The organism is Methylobacterium guangdongense (genome assembly GCF_038442355.1).
GTDB classification, from domain to species: domain Bacteria; phylum Pseudomonadota; class Alphaproteobacteria; order Rhizobiales; family Beijerinckiaceae; genus Methylobacterium; species Methylobacterium guangdongense.
Map to the genome: position 1 here is coordinate 511724 of NZ_JBBXMX010000001.1, position 17427 is coordinate 529150.

At 69.6% G+C, this 17427-nt stretch carries 14 protein-coding genes; 4 read left to right on the forward strand and 10 right to left on the reverse strand.

What is annotated here, in order from left to right; genetic code table 11:
• Positions 1 to 81: 81 nt before the first annotated feature.
• Both edd and eda read left to right on the forward strand, forming a co-directional pair.
• On the forward strand, positions 82 to 1908 hold the full coding sequence (gene edd / locus AAHG09_RS02495) for a phosphogluconate dehydratase (protein WP_342105167.1): 1827 nt from the start codon (positions 82 to 84) through the stop codon (positions 1906 to 1908).
• Between the two features lie 23 nt (positions 1909 to 1931).
• Positions 1932 to 2561, forward strand: coding sequence for a bifunctional 4-hydroxy-2-oxoglutarate aldolase/2-dehydro-3-deoxy-phosphogluconate aldolase (gene eda, locus AAHG09_RS02500; RefSeq protein WP_342105168.1), 630 nt, complete (start codon positions 1932 to 1934; stop codon positions 2559 to 2561).
• A 190-nt stretch (positions 2562 to 2751) separates the two neighbouring features.
• Here eda and AAHG09_RS02505 read toward each other — a convergent pair whose 3' ends face one another.
• Entirely contained in the window at positions 2752 to 4866 is a 2115-nt protein-coding gene (locus AAHG09_RS02505) for an ABC transporter ATP-binding protein/permease (protein WP_342105169.1), read from the reverse strand.
• Between the two features lie 146 nt (positions 4867 to 5012).
• On the reverse strand, positions 5013 to 5330 hold the full coding sequence (locus AAHG09_RS02510) for a hypothetical protein (RefSeq protein ID WP_342105170.1): 318 nt from the start codon (positions 5328 to 5330) through the stop codon (positions 5013 to 5015).
• Between the two features lie 291 nt (positions 5331 to 5621).
• Here AAHG09_RS02510 and AAHG09_RS02515 point away from each other — a divergent pair, with 291 nt between their 5' ends.
• Together AAHG09_RS02515 and AAHG09_RS02520 are read left to right on the forward strand one after the other, a co-directional pair.
• Positions 5622 to 6254 (forward strand): 2OG-Fe(II) oxygenase, encoded by a 633-nt coding sequence (locus AAHG09_RS02515; protein ID WP_342105171.1) that lies wholly within the window; start codon positions 5622 to 5624, stop codon positions 6252 to 6254.
• A 31-nt stretch (positions 6255 to 6285) separates the two neighbouring features.
• Positions 6286 to 6915: a peptidase inhibitor family I36 protein gene (locus AAHG09_RS02520; RefSeq protein WP_342105172.1), complete on the forward strand. Its 630-nt coding sequence runs from the start codon at positions 6286 to 6288 to the stop codon at positions 6913 to 6915.
• 9 nt (positions 6916 to 6924) lie between these two features.
• Here the strand turns inward: AAHG09_RS02520 and lpxB are convergent, their stop codons facing one another.
• From lpxB to AAHG09_RS02560, 8 genes are all read right to left on the reverse strand, one after another.
• On the reverse strand, positions 6925 to 8088 hold the full coding sequence (gene lpxB, locus AAHG09_RS02525) for a lipid-A-disaccharide synthase (RefSeq protein WP_342105173.1): 1164 nt from the start codon (positions 8086 to 8088) through the stop codon (positions 6925 to 6927).
• Positions 8085 to 8951: an LpxI family protein gene (locus tag AAHG09_RS02530; RefSeq protein WP_342105174.1), complete on the reverse strand. Its 867-nt coding sequence runs from the start codon at positions 8949 to 8951 to the stop codon at positions 8085 to 8087. The genes lpxB and AAHG09_RS02530 overlap by 4 nt, the downstream gene beginning before the upstream one ends.
• Before the next feature lie 12 nt (positions 8952 to 8963).
• Positions 8964 to 9782 (reverse strand): acyl-ACP--UDP-N-acetylglucosamine O-acyltransferase, encoded by an 819-nt coding sequence (gene lpxA / locus AAHG09_RS02535; protein ID WP_342105176.1) that lies wholly within the window; start codon positions 9780 to 9782, stop codon positions 8964 to 8966.
• Positions 9779 to 10255, reverse strand: coding sequence for a 3-hydroxyacyl-ACP dehydratase FabZ (fabZ, locus tag AAHG09_RS02540; RefSeq protein ID WP_342105177.1), 477 nt, complete (start codon positions 10253 to 10255; stop codon positions 9779 to 9781). The genes lpxA and fabZ overlap by 4 nt, the downstream gene beginning before the upstream one ends.
• A 177-nt stretch (positions 10256 to 10432) precedes the next feature.
• A complete protein-coding gene (lpxD, locus tag AAHG09_RS02545; RefSeq protein WP_342105178.1) occupies positions 10433 to 11491 on the reverse strand; it encodes a UDP-3-O-(3-hydroxymyristoyl)glucosamine N-acyltransferase in 1059 nt (352 codons plus the stop codon).
• 50 nt (positions 11492 to 11541) lie between these two features.
• Entirely contained in the window at positions 11542 to 14112 is a 2571-nt protein-coding gene (bamA, locus tag AAHG09_RS02550) for an outer membrane protein assembly factor BamA (protein WP_342105179.1), read from the reverse strand.
• Between the two features lie 434 nt (positions 14113 to 14546).
• Positions 14547 to 15701 carry a M50 family metallopeptidase gene (locus tag AAHG09_RS02555; RefSeq protein WP_342105180.1) on the reverse strand — a complete coding sequence of 385 codons (1155 nt, stop codon included), beginning with the start codon at positions 15699 to 15701 and terminating at the stop codon, positions 14547 to 14549.
• 137 nt (positions 15702 to 15838) lie between these two features.
• Entirely contained in the window at positions 15839 to 17422 is a 1584-nt protein-coding gene (locus tag AAHG09_RS02560) for a DHA2 family efflux MFS transporter permease subunit (protein ID WP_342105182.1), read from the reverse strand.
• Positions 17423 to 17427 lie beyond the last annotated feature (5 nt).

Genomic DNA, 17427 nt, shown 5'->3' on the forward strand with positions numbered 1-17427 from the left:
CCGGCAACCGACATGGCCCTGTGGTCGAGCCGAGTCGCGGCTCCGGCCCCGCCCGTCGGCACCGAGCCTGGAGGAATCAGCATGACCGAGCTTCATCCCGAGGTCGCGGCGGTCACCGAGCGCGTCGTTTCGCGCTCCCGCGAGACCCGGCGCGCCTATCTCGACCTGATCGCCCGCGAGCGCGAGGCTGGGGTCCGGCGGGGCAAGCTCGCCTGCGGCAACCTCGCCCACGGCTTCGCGGCCGCCGGCGAGGACAAGGCGGCGATCCGCGACGAGCGGACCGCGATGAACATCGGCATCGTCACCGCCTACAACGACATGCTCTCGGCCCATCAGCCCTACGGGCGCTATCCGGAGCAGATCAAGCTGTTCGCCCGGGAGCGCGGCGCCACCGCGCAGGTCGCGGGCGGAACGCCGGCCATGTGCGACGGCGTCACCCAAGGGCAGAGCGGCATGGAGCTTTCGCTGTTCTCCCGGGACACGATCGCCCTCTCGACCGCGGTGGGCTTGAGCCACGGCATGTTCGACGGCGCGACGCTGCTGGGCATCTGCGACAAGATCGTGCCCGGCCTGCTGATCGGCGCACTCCGCTTCGGCCACCTGCCGACGATCCTGATCCCGGCCGGGCCGATGCCGTCGGGCCTCGCCAACAAGGAGAAGCAGCGGATCCGCCAGCTCTACGCCGAGGGCAAGGTTGGCCGGGCGGAATTGCTCGAATCCGAGTCCGCCTCCTACCATTCGGCCGGCACCTGCACGTTCTACGGCACCGCGAACTCCAACCAGATGATGATGGACATGATGGGCCTGCACATGCCGGGCGCGTCCTTCATCAATCCCGGCACCAAGCTGCGCCAGGCCGTGACCCGGGCGGCGATCCACCGGCTCACCGAGATCGGCGGCGCCGGCAACGACTACCGGCCGCTGGGCCTCTGCGTCGACGAGAAGGCGATCGTGAACGCCGCCGTCGGCCTGCTGGCCACGGGCGGCTCGACCAACCACGCGATCCACCTGCCCGCCATCGCGCGCGCCGCCGGCATCGTGATCGACTGGGAGGACATCGACCGGCTGTCCAGCGCCGTGCCGCTGATCGCCCGGGTCTATCCGAACGGCGCCGGCGACGTGAACCACTTCCACGCCGCGGGCGGGATGAGCTTCGTGATGCGCGCGCTGCTCGATGCCGGGCTGCTGCACGACGACATCCTGACGGTGGCCGGCCAGTCGCTGCGCGATCACGCCCGCGACCCGAAGCTCGACGGCGAGGAACTGGTCTTCGAGGATGCCGTTCCGGAGAGCCTCGACGACACGATGCTGCGGCGCCCCGGCAATCCATTCCAGTCGGATGGCGGCATGCGGCTGGTGAAGGGCAATCTCGGCCGGGCGACGTTCAAGACCAGCGCCGTGGAGGAGCAGCGCCGGACCATCGAGGCCCCGGCCCGGGTGTTCTCCGATCAGGACGAGGTGCTGAAGGCGTTCAAGGCCGGCGAGCTGGAACGGGATGTCGTGGTGGTGGTCCGGTTCCAGGGCCCGAAGGCCAACGGCATGCCGGAACTGCACAAGCTCACCCCGCCGCTCGGTGTGCTGCAGGACCGCGGCCACAAGGTCGCGCTGGTGACGGATGGGCGGATGTCCGGCGCCTCCGGCAAGGTCCCGGCCGCCATCCACCTGAGCCCCGAGGCCCTGGGCGGCGGGCCGATCGGGCGGATCCGCGACGGCGACATCGTCCGGCTCAGCGCCGCCGAGGGCCTGCTGGAGGTGCTGGTCGACGACGCGGAATTCGCGGCCCGTCCCGAGGCCGAGGCTCCGCCGCCCGGCCAGGGCACCGGACGCGAATTGTTCGCGTTCATGCGCCATGGGGCCGACACGGCCGAGCGCGGGGCCTCCGCGATGCTCGCGGCCGCCGGTCTCTGACATCTGGACAGGAGTTGCCGACCATGAACGATCTGACCAGCATCGACGCGCTGATGCGCTCCGTGCCCGTCATTCCGGTCCTGGTGATCGACGACGTCGCCCAGGCGCGGCCCATCGCCGAGGCCCTGGTGAAGGGCGGGCTCACCGCCCTGGAGGTCACCCTGCGGACGCCCGCCGCCCTCGACGTCATCCGGGAGATGACCCGCGTCGAGGGTGCGGTCGTCGGGGCCGGGACGGTGCTGAACCCGCGCGATCTCGACAACGCGCTGGCGGCCGGCGCCGAGTTCATCGTCTCGCCCGGTCTCACGGAGCCGCTGACCGATGCCGCCAAGGCGAACGGCGTGCCCTACCTGCCGGGCGTCGCCACGGCGGCCGACATCATGCGCGGCCTGGATTACGGGCTCGACCGGTTCAAGTTCTTCCCGGCCGAGGCGGCGGGCGGGATCAAGGCGCTCAAGGCGCACGCGGCGGTGTTCGGCGCGGTGCGGTTCTGCCCGACCGGCGGGATCACCGAACTGAGCGCGCCGGATTGGCTGGCGATCCCGTCCGTGCTCTGCGTCGGCGGCAGCTGGGTGGTGAAGCCCGGCACGCCGGATCCCGCGGCGATCGAGCAGGCGGCGCGGGCGGCCGCGAAGCTGCGCAGGGCGGTGTAACAGCACCAAATCCTGCGCGCTGGATGCGGGTGGACTACCACCCGCTTCCTCATCCTGAGGTGCCGGAGCGCAGCGGAGGCCTCGAAGGAGCCGTCCAGCCAGCCGCGCGATCCCTGGAGCCCTCCTTCGAGACCCGCTGAAGCGGGACCTCAGGATGAGGTCGCAGGCTGGAAAGGCGTGTGGCTCCGCGCTACTCCGCCGGCAGCGGCTGCCGGCGCTGCTCCCGCGGGGTGAACACCCCGCCCTCGGGCTCCAGCGTGATCCGCCGGTCGTGGAACGCGTCGAGCGTCGAGCGGTGGCCGATCGACACGATGGATGTCCCCGGCAGCCGCTCGCGCAGCATGCGGTAGAGCGCGGCCTCCGAGGGCTCGTCCAGGGAGGCGGTCGCCTCGTCGAGGAACAGCCATTCGGGCTTCGCCAGCAGCACGCGGGCGATGGCAAGGCGCTGCTGCTCGCCCCCCGACAGGCGCCGCTCCCAGCTATCGACCTCATCCAGGCGGTCAGCGAGATGCGGCAGCTGGGCGGCGACCAGGGCTTCCCGGATAGCCTCGTCGGAGAACTGGTCGGTCGTGTTCGGATAGACCACCGCGCCGCGCAGGGTGCCGAGCGGGATGTAGGGGCGCTGCGGCAGCAGCAGCGCCGATTGCCCCGCGGGCACGTCGACCCGGCCCTTGCCGAACGGCCAGATCCCGGCGATCGCCCGGAACAGCGTCGACTTGCCCGAGCCGGACGGGCCGGTCACCAGGGTCGCGCCGCCCCGCGGCAGCGTCAGCGCGTCGGCGGTGACGATCGGGCGCCCGTCCGGCAGGGCGAGCACCAGCCCGCGCGCCGTCACGTCGCCGGTGCTCTCGTTGCCCTGAACGAGCCCGTAGCCCGCCGACGCGAGGGCTTCGGCCTTGGTCATCGCCCGGCGGAAGGAGCCGAGACGGTTGGTGTTGGCCTTGTAGGCGGCGAGCGTGGTGTAGGAATCCACGAAGAACGACAGCGAGCTCTGCACCTGCCCGAAGGCCTGCGAGGTCTGCTGGAGGGCGCCGAGGGTGATCTTCTTGGCGAAGAAGGACGGCGCGGCCAGCACCATCGGGAAGATCACGCTCGCCTGCCGGTAGCTGAACGTGAAGGCGATCAGCTTGATGCGCCGGAAGATGATGCCGACGTAGTTGTCGATCACGCTGTGGAACAGCGTCGAGAGCCGGGAGGCCTCGGCGCGCTCGCCGCGCAGCAGGGCGATCTGCTCGGAATAGATGCGGTTGCGGGCCAGCGCGAAGCGGAAATTCGCCTCGACCTGCTCCTGCCGGAAGTCGAGCCCGATCAGCGGCCGGCCGATCAGGTGGGTGAGCCACGTGCCCACCACCGCGTAGCCGATCACCAGCCAGACCAGGAAGCCCGGGATCACCGTGTCGGTGAACGGCACGACGAAGTCGCGCGACAGGGTCCAGAGGATGACCATGAACGAGACGAGCTGCGCCGCCTGGCTGAGCAGCCGGATCGACAGGGTCGTGGTCTGCACGATGAAGCTGTTGACGTCGGCCTGGATACGCTGATCCGGGTTGTCGGCCTCCTCGTCGGTGAACGGGATCCGGTAATGGGTGCCGTTGCCGAGCCAGCGCTCGTACAGGCTGTGGGTCAGCCACGTGCGCCAGCGGATCAACAGCGAGGAATCCACGAACAGGTCGAACATGCCGATGGCGATGTTCAGCGTGGCCAGCGGCACGAACACCCAAAGCAGCTGATACCAGAAGGCGTTGGCGTCATACTCCTGCAGGGAGTTGTAGATGTCGCGGTAGAAGAAATTGAACCGCAGGGTCAGGGCCACGTCGGCGAAATTCACGAAGATCGAGAGCGCCACGAGGTTGCGGCCGATCCGTCCCTCGGTGGTGCCGAACCAGCGGAACAGGCCGATCTCCTTGGTCGGCTTGTCGCGGTTGGCGAAGTACGGATCGGCGATGTTGGTGATCGCCTGGATCGGTTCGAGATAGGAGATGCCGAGCACGATGGCGGCGAACACCACCGCGCCGGTGGCGGCGAAGGCCGGGGGGAGGAGCGCGGCGATCACCGGCGGCAGCAGCCCCATCGCGGCGGCCGTCTTCGTGCCGGCGAGCAGCAGGTAGCCGACGCCGTAGACCGAGACGAACACCTTCAGGTAGGCCGAGATGGTGTTGGACGCGATCAGGATGCCGGCGAGCACGAAGCCGGCGAGCGAGACGTAGAGCGGCGGGCTCGGGATGCCCGGGAGCGCCAGCAGGATCAGCGCGGCGACGGCCGTGAGCACGGCCTGGATTCCGAGCCCGGTCCTGAGTGCTGCCACGCGTCTCTCCCGTCCCACCGCGCCCGACGGGGGCGCAACCCGGCGGCCTTGGCCCCGGTCGATGGCGAGATAGTGGCCTTTGCCACACGCTGTCGCGTGAAATTGTCGTCACGTTTGCGGGATGCGGCGATTTATGCCGGTCGCGCCTACCAGTTCCACTCCTCGAAGCCCGGCTCGCGACAGCGATAGCCGATCGGGCATTGCGGGTTGTCGCGCGTGGGCGCGAAGCGCAACTCGGCGATCTCCGAACCGCTGCACTGGCCGGGGCCGCTGACGAAGCGCTCCGGCGCCGATCCGGCCGCGATCACGACATCCCGCTCGCCTTTGACGAGGGCCATGGCCTCGGCACAGGTCATCCGGGCGGTCATCGAGCCGCGCGGCGCGCGGGTTTGCGCAAGCGCCTCCGCCCCGGTCGCGACCGCGACGAGGTGTACGCACAGCAGGGTGAGGGCCAGCGGCCTCATCAGACACGGGTCCAGCATGCGCCCAGGAGAACAATCCGCGGGCATCGTACCATCCTGCACGGGCCGGCGGCCCGCGACTGTCACCGGAATGCGCCACCGGACGCCTTTCGCCGTCGGACCGCCGCAATCGGCGGATTATGAGATTTTCGGACCGCCGCGACGGGATGCGATTGACGGGCGAGGCACGAGCGGCTCAACCGGCCGATCACGCCTCCGGCACGCGCGCCCCGCGCCCGGCGTGTCGACCGATTCGCCCTGGACCGATTCACCCTGGAGCCACGGGATCCCTCGATGTCCGCCCTCTCGATCCTCGACATCTCGGCGGTCCGCGCCGCGCCCGTCTCCCGCGAGCCCTACGCCTACACGCTGGGCAACAACGTCCTGAATCCCGACGCGATCGACGAGATCCGCCGCGACTTCCCGGACATCGCCAAGCCCGGCTACCTCACGGTCGACGAGGTCGCCCTGAAGGGCCGCTTCAAGGCGCTGATCGACGAGCTGGAGAGCGACGAATTCTCCAGGATCCTCGGGGAGAAATTCGGGATCGACCTCGTCTCCTGCCCGCGGCTCACCACCATCATGCGGAAGAGCCAGCCGAAATACGGCTCGATCCACACCGACGGGCCGTCGAAGGTGCTGACGCTCCTCGTCTACATGAACGACGCCTGGGAGGCCCCGGCCGCCGGCCGCCTGCGGGTGCTGTACGACGGGAAGAATTACGAGCCCTTCGCGGTCGAGGTGCCGCCCACCATGGGGACGATGTTCGCGTTCCTGCGCGCCGACAATTCCTGGCACGGCCACGAGCCCTTCGAGGGCGAGCGGCGCGTGGTGCAGGTGGCATGGCTTAAGGATGCGTCCGAATTGGAGCGCAAGCGCAAGCGCAACCGCACGGCTCAGTTCCTGAAGGGGATCTTCGGCCGCTGAGCGGACGCCGGAAGGGGGGACGATGGGAGCCATGGTGCTGGCGGACCCGGGCGGTGGAACCCGTCCCGAGCCCAGGCGTCGCTATGTCGTGCCGGGCCTGCTGATCGCCGGCTGGATCGGTCTGTTCGCCTACAGCGCCGCCTATCTCACGGAAGACCTGCCGTTCCGCCCCCAGAAGCCTGAGGCCAGCACGCCCGGGGAAACCACGGCCGGCCCGCGCGCCGTCGCGAGCCGGGTCGTGATGTCCGATCTGCCTGCAAGCACATCCCCGACGAGCCCGCAGGAGGCGCCGGCGCCGGCCCAGGCGTCCCGACCGGCTGTCGCGAGCCTCCCCGCTCGACCGGCCTCGGCCCCGGCGCCCGCGAATGCCGACTATGTCGGCACGTGGGGTCCCACGGCCGCGGCCTGCGGCAGTCGCTCGCGGCGGCGGGGCTACATCCCGGCGACGATCACGCAGGATCAAGCCCGCGCCGGCCGCACCATCTGCACCTTCCACGACACGCGCCGGTCCGGGGGCGCCTGGGTGACCGCCGCCGAGTGCAGCGATCGCGGGCGGCACTGGTCCTCCCAGGTTCGATTGACGGTAGACGACGACCATCTGACGTGGTCGAGCAGCCGGGGGACCGTGTCGTACACCCGCTGCAGCCGGCGCAGCGGCTAGCGTCGCGGCCTATCGGGGCGATCGCTCCGCGGCGCTTAGGACGATCCGCGCGGCGGCCCGGCTCGGCGTATCGGCATCGGCCAGCTGCATCCGCTCGTCGATCCGGGCCAGCGCGGCGCATTGCGCCATGCGCGCATCGCCCCCCGCCAGCAGGGGCGCCAGAGCCTCGGCGAGACGCCCGGGCGTGCAATCAGCTTGGACGAATTCCGGCATCGCGTTCTCGGCGAGGATCAGGTTCGGCAGCACGATGGTCGGCACCTGAATAAGCCGGCGGGCGATGACCTCCTCGGCCCGCGAGACCTTGTAGGCGACCACCATGGGGACGCCCGCGAGCGCCAGCTCCAGCGTGACCGTACCGGAGGCCGCGAGCGCCGCGCGGGCACCCCGGAAGGTGGCATATTTCGGCGCCTCGCCGGTGACGATCTCGACCGGCACCGGCCACGCCGCCGCGAGGCGCTCGATCAGGGCGCGGTGGCGCGTCACCGCCGGCAGCACCGGCTCGACCCGATGGGTGCGTGCCACGAGCGCCAAGGCTTGCCCGAAGACCGGCATCAGCCGCTCGATCTCGGAGCGGCGTGACCCCGGCAGGATGACGAGGCTGTAGGGCTCCGTGTCCCGGCGCAGGGTTTCCGAATCGGACGGGCGCAGCTCGGCCAAGCGCTCGATCAGCGGATGCCCGACATAGGTGCAGGGCGGCCCACCGAGCCGTCGATGCGCCTCGGGCTCGAAGGGCAGCAGCGCCAGGACATGGTCGATGAAGGCGCGCATGCCCTTCGCGCGCCATGGGCGCCACGCCCAGACGCTCGGCGAGACGTAGTCGATGATCGGGATGCCGGGGGCGGCCTTGCGCACCCGCTTGGCCACCGCATGGGTGAAGCCGGGGCTGTCGATGATGACCAGCACGTCAGGCCGGGCGCGCACCACGGCCTCGGCGGTCTCGCGGATACGGCGCAGCAGCGTGCGGGCGCGGGCGAGCACCGGCAGGTAGCCCATCACCGCCACGTCATCGAGGGGGAACAGGGAGACGAACCCCGCCTCCGCCATCGCCTCGCCGCCGACGCCGCCGAACGCCACGTCCGGGGCCGCCTCACGCAGAGCCCGCATCAGCTTGGCGCCGAGCTGGTCGCCGGAATCCTCGCCGGCCACGAGCCAGATGGTGCGGGGCCGGGTCATCGCGGGACGCTCGCGTAGCCGGTGACGAACAGGCCGAGGCGATCGGCCTCCGCGGCGGTGGCGACGCGGTCGATCACCAGCGTCCCCCGAGCTTCGAGGGCGAGGCCGACGCAGCCGGCCCTTGCGGCATTCCGCACCGTGCGCGGGCCGATCGCCGGCAGGTCGATGCGCCAATCCTGTCCGAGCTTCGGCGCCTTGACCAGAACGGTCGCGGGCAGCGCCCGGCCCCAGCCGAAGGGTCGGCGCCCGAGGGCGCGGGCGCGGGCCAGCATCCCGTCGGTCCCCTCCGGCCCCTCGACGGCGAGCACCCGGTCACCGGCGACAACCACGGCCTGCCCGAGATCGAAGGGCGAGAGTGCGGCCAGCACGCCGCGCCCGGCGGCGATCGAGGCCGTGGCATCCGAATCCGGCTGCCGGCGCCCGATCGGTCCCTCCGGGCAGAGCAGATCCGGCGCGGCCTCGTGGACGCCGATGATCCGGTGCCCGTCCTCCTCGACCAGCGCCAGCGCGGCGCGCAGGAGGCGGTCGTCGCCCCCGCCCGCGATGGCCCGCAGCGCCTCGCGGTTGCGCAGGGCCGCGCCGGCATTGAGGATCGCGGCCGGGCTCGGCCGGGAGACGCCCCCGGCCGGAACCACGAGGGCCGGGCCCCAGCGGCGCAGCAGCTTCAGGGTCGCGGCGAGATCGAGGAGGTCGACCGTGGCGTCCGCGCTGGCCCGGAGGCTCTGCCCCGTGAAGCCGCGCAGCGCGATCACCCGGAACGGCCGGCGCGCCCGGCGCAGGGATTCGGCGACGAGTTCCGGCAGTCGACCGGCCCCGGCGATCAGCACGAGGGCGCCCTCGGGCGTGGGGTCGGCCTTCGCCATGGCGGGCGCCGATCAGGCGGCGCTGATCGGGGTCGGGACTTCGCGCGGCGTGCAGATCGAGCGCTTGCCGCCCACGCGGATGAACTCGAGGATTTCGCGCACCGCGTCGTGGGACTCGAAGGTCGCGGCCACGTCCTCGACCCGCTCCATCAGCGTTCCCTCGGGGGCGAAGAGCAGGCGGTAAGCCCGCCGCAGGGCGTGAATGTCCTCCCGGGCGAAGCCCCGGCGCTGCAGGCCGATGATGTTGAGGCCCGACAGATAGGCGCGGTTGCCCAGCACCATGCCGTAGGGGATGCAGTCGTTCTCCAGCCCCGACAGACCGCCCACGAAGGCGTGCGCCCCAACCCGGGCGAACTGGATGACGGCCGCCCCGCCCCCGAGAATCGCGTAGTCGCCCACCGAGCAGTGGCCCGCCAGCATGACGTTGTTGGAGAAGATCACGTGCGATCCCACCCGGCAATCGTGGCCGACATGCGAATTCGCCAGGAAGGTGCAGTGATCGCCCACCACGGTCTCCAGCCCGCCGCCGCTGGTGCCGGGGTTCATGGTGACGCCCTCACGGATCAGGCAATCGGCGCCGATCGTGAGGGTCGAAGGCTCGCCGCGGTACTTCAGGTCCTGCGGCGGGTGGCCGATCGATGCGAAGGGGTAGATGCGCGTGCGGGCGCCGATCGTGGTCCGGCCCGCGACGACGACGTGGCTGACGAGTTCGCAACCGGCGCCGAGGACGACCTCCGGCCCGACATGGCAGAACGGGCCGATCCGCGCCCCGTCGCCGATCTGAGCGCCAGGCTCGATCACGGCGCCCGGGTGAATGAAGGGCGCGCTCACTCCATCACCAGCATGGCGCTGATCTCCGCCTCGGCGACCAGGGTCCCGTCGACCCGGGCCTCGCCGCGGAACCACCACATGGTCCTGCGCTGGTTCAGCTTCTTCATATGGAAGCGTACCTGATCGCCGGGCGTGACGGGCTTGCGGAACTTGCACTTGTCGATGGTCATGAAGAACACCTGCTTGGTGCTCCGCCCATCCGCCCTGATGTGGCGGCAGCAGATCGCGCCGGCCGTCTGGGCCATGCCCTCGATCAGGAGCACGCCCGGGAAGACCGGCATGTCCGGAAAGTGCCCCATGAATTGCGGCTCGTTGGCCGTGACGTTCTTGATGCCGATGCAGGATTCGTCGCGATCGATCTCCACGATCCGATCCACCAGAAGGAACGGATAACGGTGCGGCAGCAGCTCCAGCAGCGTCTGGATATCGGCTGTGCCCAACTCGCCGCCGGTCTCGCGCGCCGCCTCACTCATCGGATCCCGCACCTCGACTTGCCGCCAGCGGCGGCCTGACATCCCGCCGCGCGTGGCGGAGGGAGCGCCCTCTTCGGCAGAAATCGCCGGAAGCGCAAGGCCTTCCGGGCATCAAGACCGTCCAGGCATCTCATCTTTCCGGACCTGCGGGGCAAGCCGGGAAGCCGCAGCCGGGCCTCAGGCCTCGTCGTCCGCCGCGGCCTTGCCCGAGCGCTCGGCGAGGCGGGCGAGGGTCGTGAGTTCGCGGAACCACGCCCGCACCGGCTTGGCGGGCGTCCCGCCCCAACGGCTGCCCGGGGGCACGTCGCGGTTGACGTTGGACGAGCCGGCGATCTGCGAACCGCGGCCGATGCGCAAGTGCCCGACGACGCCGACCTGCCCGCCGAGGACGACGTAATCCTCCAGCGTGGTCGAGCCCGAGATACCGACGCCCGACACGATCACGCAGTGGCGCCCGATCACGACGTTGTGGGCGATCTGCACGAGGTTGTCGATCTTGGTCCCCTCCCCGATCACCGTGTCGCGCGAGGCGCCCCGGTCGATCGTGGTGTTGGCGCCGATCTCGACGTCGTCCTGGACGATGACGCGGCCGATCTGCGGGACCTTGAGGTGGGTGACCCCCATGGCGAAGCCGAACCCGTCCTGACCGAGCCGCGCACCGGGATGCAGGATCACGCGGTTTCCCAGCAGGGCATGGCTCAGCGTGGTGCCGGCACCGATGGCGCAGTCGCGCCCGATCCGGACGCCCGGGCCGATCACCGCGTTCGGACCGACGATCGTCCCGCTTCCGATCTCCGCGCCGGGGCCGACGACCGCGCCCGGATCGACCGTGACGCCCTCTTCGAGCCGCGCGTCGGGATGGACATGGGCGCCAGGGGCGACACCGCGGGCGCCGAACTGCGATCCGGGCCGTAGGGCATCCGGATGGAGGCGCCCCAGTAGGACCGCGTAGGCGCGGTAGGGATCCCGGGTGACCAGAGCGATCGTGCCGGCCGGGCAGCGGGCCGCGAAGCGCGGCGAGACCAGGCAGGCCCCCGCCCGCGTCGCCGCGAAGGCGTCGCCGTAGCGGGCGTTATCCATATAGGCGAGGTGCTCGGGTCCGGCGCCCTCCAGGGGGGCCGCACCGACGAGTCTGGCATCCGGATCGGCGCCCTCGGGAACGCTGGCCCCGGCGACGGCCGCGATCTCGGCGAGGGTGAGGCTGGCCGCAGCGGCGAAGAAGATCGGGTCTGACATGCTGGACAACGCGCCGGCCGGATAATCCGACCGGCGCGCCGGGATTTCGATCAGAACCGCGAGCCGCCGGAGAAGCGGAACGCCTGGGTCTGGTCCTTGCCGACATGGCCGACCTTGCCGAGGATCGGCACGTAGACCGGGATGCCCTCATCCTTGGTCAGTGCGTAGGCGTAGTCGAACCGGATCGGGCCGAGCGGCGAGTTCCACAGGATGGAGGCGCCGACCGAGGAGCGGATCGTGGCACTGTCGCGGACGTTCACGCATTCCGGCTCGACGCCGATCTTGTAGGCGTTGAAGTTGCAGCGACCGGTGGCCGGATCGGTTCCGTTGATGAAGCTGTCGCCGTTCACGTCGAACGAGCGCCGGCTGTTGTAGCCGAACAGCGTACCGGCATCGGCGAAGAGCGCGCCCTTCAGGCCGAGATCGCGCGGGACGAGGGGCAGCGGGAACTGCACTTCGAGGGTGCCGCCGATATAGGTCGAGCCGCCGATCGCGTTCGAGCGGGCATCGGCGATGCCGACGTCGCGCGGACCGATGCCGTTCGGCGCGAAGCCGCGCACCAGCGACGGGCCGAGGAAGAACTCGTCGGTCACCCGCAGGGGCTGGTTGTTGATCGACTGGATGTGGCCGCCCTGGAACCGGACGAAGCCGACCACGTCCTCGAACAGCTCCTTGTAGTAGCGCGCATCGGCGGTGACGCGGAAGAACTTCGAGTCGCCGCCCAGGCCCGCCACATCGGGCTTCAGCTCGGCGTAGAAGCCGTTATGCGGCGCGCCGATCACGTCCAGGGTCGAGTAGGCGAGCGTCAGGCCGGCCAGCGAGGTCAGCGTGTTGCCCTGCGAGCCCTTGATGGCGATGGAGGCCTCGCCGTCATATGCGCAGTTCGGATAGACCGCCTGACCGGCGATGCTCCGGCCGGTATTCGGATCGATCGTGCCCGGCCCGTAAGTCGCGGTGTATCCCGGGATCGGCACCGAGCAGTCGTTGTACGGCCGCTTGAGGGTGTTCGGGACCTTCAACTCGGTGTTGTACAGCGAGTAGCGCAGGGTGATGCCGAACTCCTCGGTGATCGGCAGGCCGAGGCGCAGCTGGCCACCGTAGACCGTGGTCTCGTAGCGCGAGTACCGGGTCAGGTCGGAGTACTTGTAGAAGGCGTCGAAGCCCGCGGCGAGGCGATAGCCGAGGAAGTACGGCTCGGTGAACGAGAAGTCGACGCCGCGCGAGTACTGGCCACCCGTACCGGCCAAGCGGACGTACTGGCCGCGGCCGAGGAAGTTCGACTCGGAAACCGAGACCTCGCCGATGATGCCGTCCTGGGTGGAGTAGCCGCCCGCCACCGAGAACGAACCCGTGGGCTGATCCTCAACGTCGATGTTGATGACCACGCGATCCGGGGCCGAGCCCGGCTCGTTGGAGAAGCGGACCTTCTTGAAGAAGCCCAGGCCGTTCAGACGCCGCTCGGCGCGGTCGGTCAGCACACGGTTGTAGGCATCGCCCTCGGCAATATCGAGCTCGCGGCGGATGACGTAGTCGCGGGTGCGGGTGTTGCCGCGGATGTTGATGCGCTCGACGTAGACGTGCGGGCCGTCCTCGACCACGAAGCCCAGGGAAACCTGATGGCTCGCCGGGTCGCGCTGGCCGGTCGGGCGGACCTGCGCGAAGGGATAGCCCGCGCGGTTCACCTCGCGGGTGACGTTGTTCAACGTCTTCTCGACATCGTCGGCGTTGTAGACATCGCCCACGGCCGTGGCGACGCCGTCGGTCAGCTCGGCGGTGTTGAGGCCCGGCAGGCGCGAATCCACCTGCACCGCGCCGACCTTGTACTGCTCGCCCTCGTTCACCGTAACGGTGATGACGTAGCCCGACTTCTCGCCCTCGACGTAGCGCGCGTCGGCGCTGACCACCTGGAAGTCGGCGTAGCCGTTCTTCAGGTAGTAGCGGCGGACCTGATCGAGGTCGTTGGTGATGCGATCGGGATCGTAGACGTCGGAGGTCTTGATGAACGACAGGAAGTTCATCTCCGAGGAGCTCATCAGCCCCTTCAGGGTCCGCTCCGAATAGGCGTTGTTGCCGACGAAGTTGATCGAGAGGATGCCGGTCTTGTCGCCCTCGTCGATCTGATAGATCACGTCGACCCGGCCATTCGGCAGATCGACCGTGCGGTAGGTCACCTTGGCGGTGCCGCGGCCGAACCGCTTGTAGACGTCGCGGATGCGGGCGAGGTCGGCGTTGATGATCGCCTCGCTGTACGGGCCCCGGGCCTTGGCCTCGACGATCCCCTCGAGGGTCGCCTTCTCAACCTTCTTGTTGCCCTCGAAGACGACGCGGTTGATCAGGTTGTTCTCGCGGACGGTGACCACCGTGCGCCCGCCGGCTTGGGTGACCTTCACGTCCGAGAACATGCCGCTCGCCAGCAGGTTGCGGCGCGCCTCCTCGGCGGAGCCGGACGCCGTCCCGGTCACGTAGGACCGGACCGTGTCGGCATCGACGCGCTGGTTGCCCTGGACGACGATCTGCTGTGCCTGAGCGGCCCCGCTCAGGACGACGCTCAGACCCGCAGTGACTAGGACGATGGTTCTCCGCACCGACTTACGTCGGGGCTTCCCCGTCAACGACATCATGCAATCGCCCGTTTCTGTTCTGGTCGCGGGGGTTAGCCCGTCACAGGCGACCGTTGATCGGCCGTCCCGTCACCTGGTCCAAGCGTGGCTTCGGTCCAAGCGTAGCTCTTAGCGGGATTCCCCTGCCAAGCAAACGCGCGGGTGGCCATCGTCAGGGGATTTTGGGGGGTCGTGGCCTTCGCGCCACTTAACGGTACGGCCACCCCGGGGGCAAACCGTCGAATGTGGTGAACAACCCGTAAACGCCTGCGCCGACGCATCTTTTTCAGAGCGTCGGCGCGGCTTTCAACACGTCGTTAACCCTGTTTTCGCCGATCGGCGAGGCCAGGATCGGGCGGCTTCGGGGCCGGATCGCGGCGGGAATCGGGCATCCTTTCCGGTGGAGATCGGGGAGGATGTCCGGCGGCTCCCGGAGGGATCGCAACCCCTCCGGATCAGGTGTTCCGCCAGGACGCGCCGAGGTTGAGGATATCGTTCCAGGCGGCGAACAGCATCAGCATCAGCACCAGGGCGAGTCCGATCCGGAAGCCGATCTCCTGGGCGCGCTCGCTGAGCGGGCGGCCGCGGACGACCTCGAAGGCGTAGAACAGGAGGTGGCCGCCATCGAGCAGCGGCACCGGGAACAGGTTCAGCAGGCCGATCGAGACCGAGAGGAGCGCGATCAGCCCCACGAGGCCGCCGACGCCGCCGGTCTTGGCGACCTCGCCGGACACACGGGCGATTCCGATCGGACCCGAGAGCTGGTCTGCCGATTCCCGGCCGGTCATGAGCTTGCCGAGATACGAGAAGGTGCGCTCGACGACGAAGTAGGTCTCCTTCACGCCGAGGTTCAGGGAATCGACGGCGCCGTAGCGCACGAGGCGCGCCTCGGACCCCGCGGGGGAGCGAATCCCCAGCCGGCCGATCCGGTGGCGGCCGAACGGGGTCTTCTCCTCGAAGGTGGCCGGCGTCGCCTGGATGGTGATCGGATGGTCGTCGCGCTCCACCGTGAAGGTCAGCGGCGTGCCGGCGCTGCCCGTCACCGTGCGGTACATGGCGTTGAAATCGCCGATCTTCTCGCCGTCGATGGCGGTGATCACGTCGCCCGGCTTGAACCCGGCCTGGGCGGCGACGCTGTTCGGCTCCACCGAGGAGACGCGGGCCGGCAGCTCGTAGCGCCCGCCGAGCCAGATCGCGCCCGCAAACAGCGCCACCGCCAGGATGAAGTTCGCCACCGGGCCGGCCGCGACGATCGCGGCACGCTTGGCCACGGGCTGGGTCGGGAAGCTGATCGCCCGCTCCTGCGGGGTCATGCGGGCCACGGCCTCGGGGTCGGGCATGCTGGCGCCGTTGACGTCGCCGTGGAACTTCACGTAACCGCCGAGGGGGATGGCGCAGAGCTTCCAGCGTGTGCCGCGGCGGTCGTTGAACCCGATTAGTTCCGGCCCGAAGCCGAGCGAGAAGGCGTGGACGCCGACGCCGCACCAGCGCCCGACCAGGAAATGGCCCATTTCGTGCACGAACACCACGACGGTGAGCACGAACAGGAACGGGATCAGGGCGCCGAAAAAGCCGCCCGCGGTACCGCCCATCGCGTTGAGGAAGTCCATAAGCCGATCCCTGGCCGTCGCCGCGCCGGCCCCCCGGGATCGGCGCATCCCGACAGTCTAGCAGATCGGTGGGGCGCTCCGCCAACGCAATCCTGTGCGGGATCGCGCATGGTCGCACGGGGCCAGGGCTCGCCCCGTCAGTGGCCGCCGCCGCCGGCCATGGCGCGCGGACGGCGGACCAGCGGAACCGCGCAGGCCATGGCCAGGAACAGGATCGTCAGGGCGAGGAACACGTCCTCGAAGGCCATGACGAGTCCCTGGATCCGCACCGTATTGGTCATCGCCTTGAGCGCCATGCCGGGGGCGGCGCTGCCGAAGGACTCGAAACTGCGCTGGAGGGTGTCGAGGCGCTCCAGGGCGGCGGTGTTCGTCCAACTGAAGCGCTCGTGCAGCCGGGCGAGGTGCAGGTCCCAGCGATCGTTCAGTACGGTGTTGATCAAGGCCAGCCCCACCGCGCCGCCGAGATTGCGGGTCAGGTTGAACAGGCCGGAGGCGTTCTTCATCCGGGCCGGCGGCAGGGTGCCCAGCGCGATGTTGTTGATCGGGATCATGCACAGCATCAGCGAGCAGCCGCGCAGGATCTGCGGTAGCAGCAGCTCGTAGAAGTCCCAATCCTTGGTGAGCCCGGTGACGATCCAGGTGCCGCAGGCGAAGCCCGCGAAGCCGATCCCCATCATGATCCGCGGATCGACCTTGCCGGACAGGCGGCCGGCGATCGGCGCGGTGATGAACATGAACAGGCCGGAGACGAACATCGTCTCGCCGATCATCAGCGCCGAGTAGCCGCGCACCCGGGCGAGATAGACCGGATAGATGTAGGTCAGCCCGTAGAGGCCGATGCCGAGCACGAAGCTCGCCACGCAGCCGCTGGCGAAATTGCGGTCCGAGAAGGCGCGCAGATCGACGATCGGTTGCTTGGCCGTGAACACCCGCCAGAAGAACAGCAGCGCCCAGACCCCGCAGATCACCGCGCAGGCGAACACCGTCTCGTCCTGCAGCCAATCGTGGTTCGGCCCCTCCTCCAGCACGTATTCGAGGCAGCCGAGGAAGCCCGCCATGAAGGCGAGGCCCGCCCAGTCGAAGGCTTCGAGCAGGCTGTAGTTGGGCTTGTCGAAATCGACCAGGATCCAGGTCGAGACGGTCACGAAGATGCCCGGCACCACGTTGATCAGGAACAGCCAGTGCCACGACATCAGGTCGGTGAGATAGCCGCCGACCGTCGGACCGATCGTCGGCGCGAGGGTCGCCACGAGGCCGATCATCGGCGACACGATGGTCCGCTTCGAGGGCGGGAAGATCGTGAAGGCCGCCGCGAACACGGTCGGGATCATGCCGCCGCCGATGAAGCCCTGCGCGGCGCGCCAGACGATCATCTCGCCGATCGACGAGGAGGTCGCGCACATCAGGCTCATCAGCGTGAAGCCCCCCGCCGAGATGGCGAACATCCAGCGTGTCGAGAGCACCCGCGACAGGGTGCCCGACAGCGGGATCGAGATGACCTCGGCGATCAGGTAGCTGGTCTGGACCCAGGGGATCTCGTCGCCCGAGGCCGAGAGGCCGGCCTGGATCTCGTTGAGGGAGGCCGAGACGATCTGGATGTCCAGGATCGCCATGAACATCCCGAACACCATGCAGATGAACGCCACCATCCGGCGACGGTCGAGCGGCGGCTCGGCGGCGCGGGCCGGGGCGCCCGGCGCCAGAGCGGCGGTGGCGGCCATCGCGC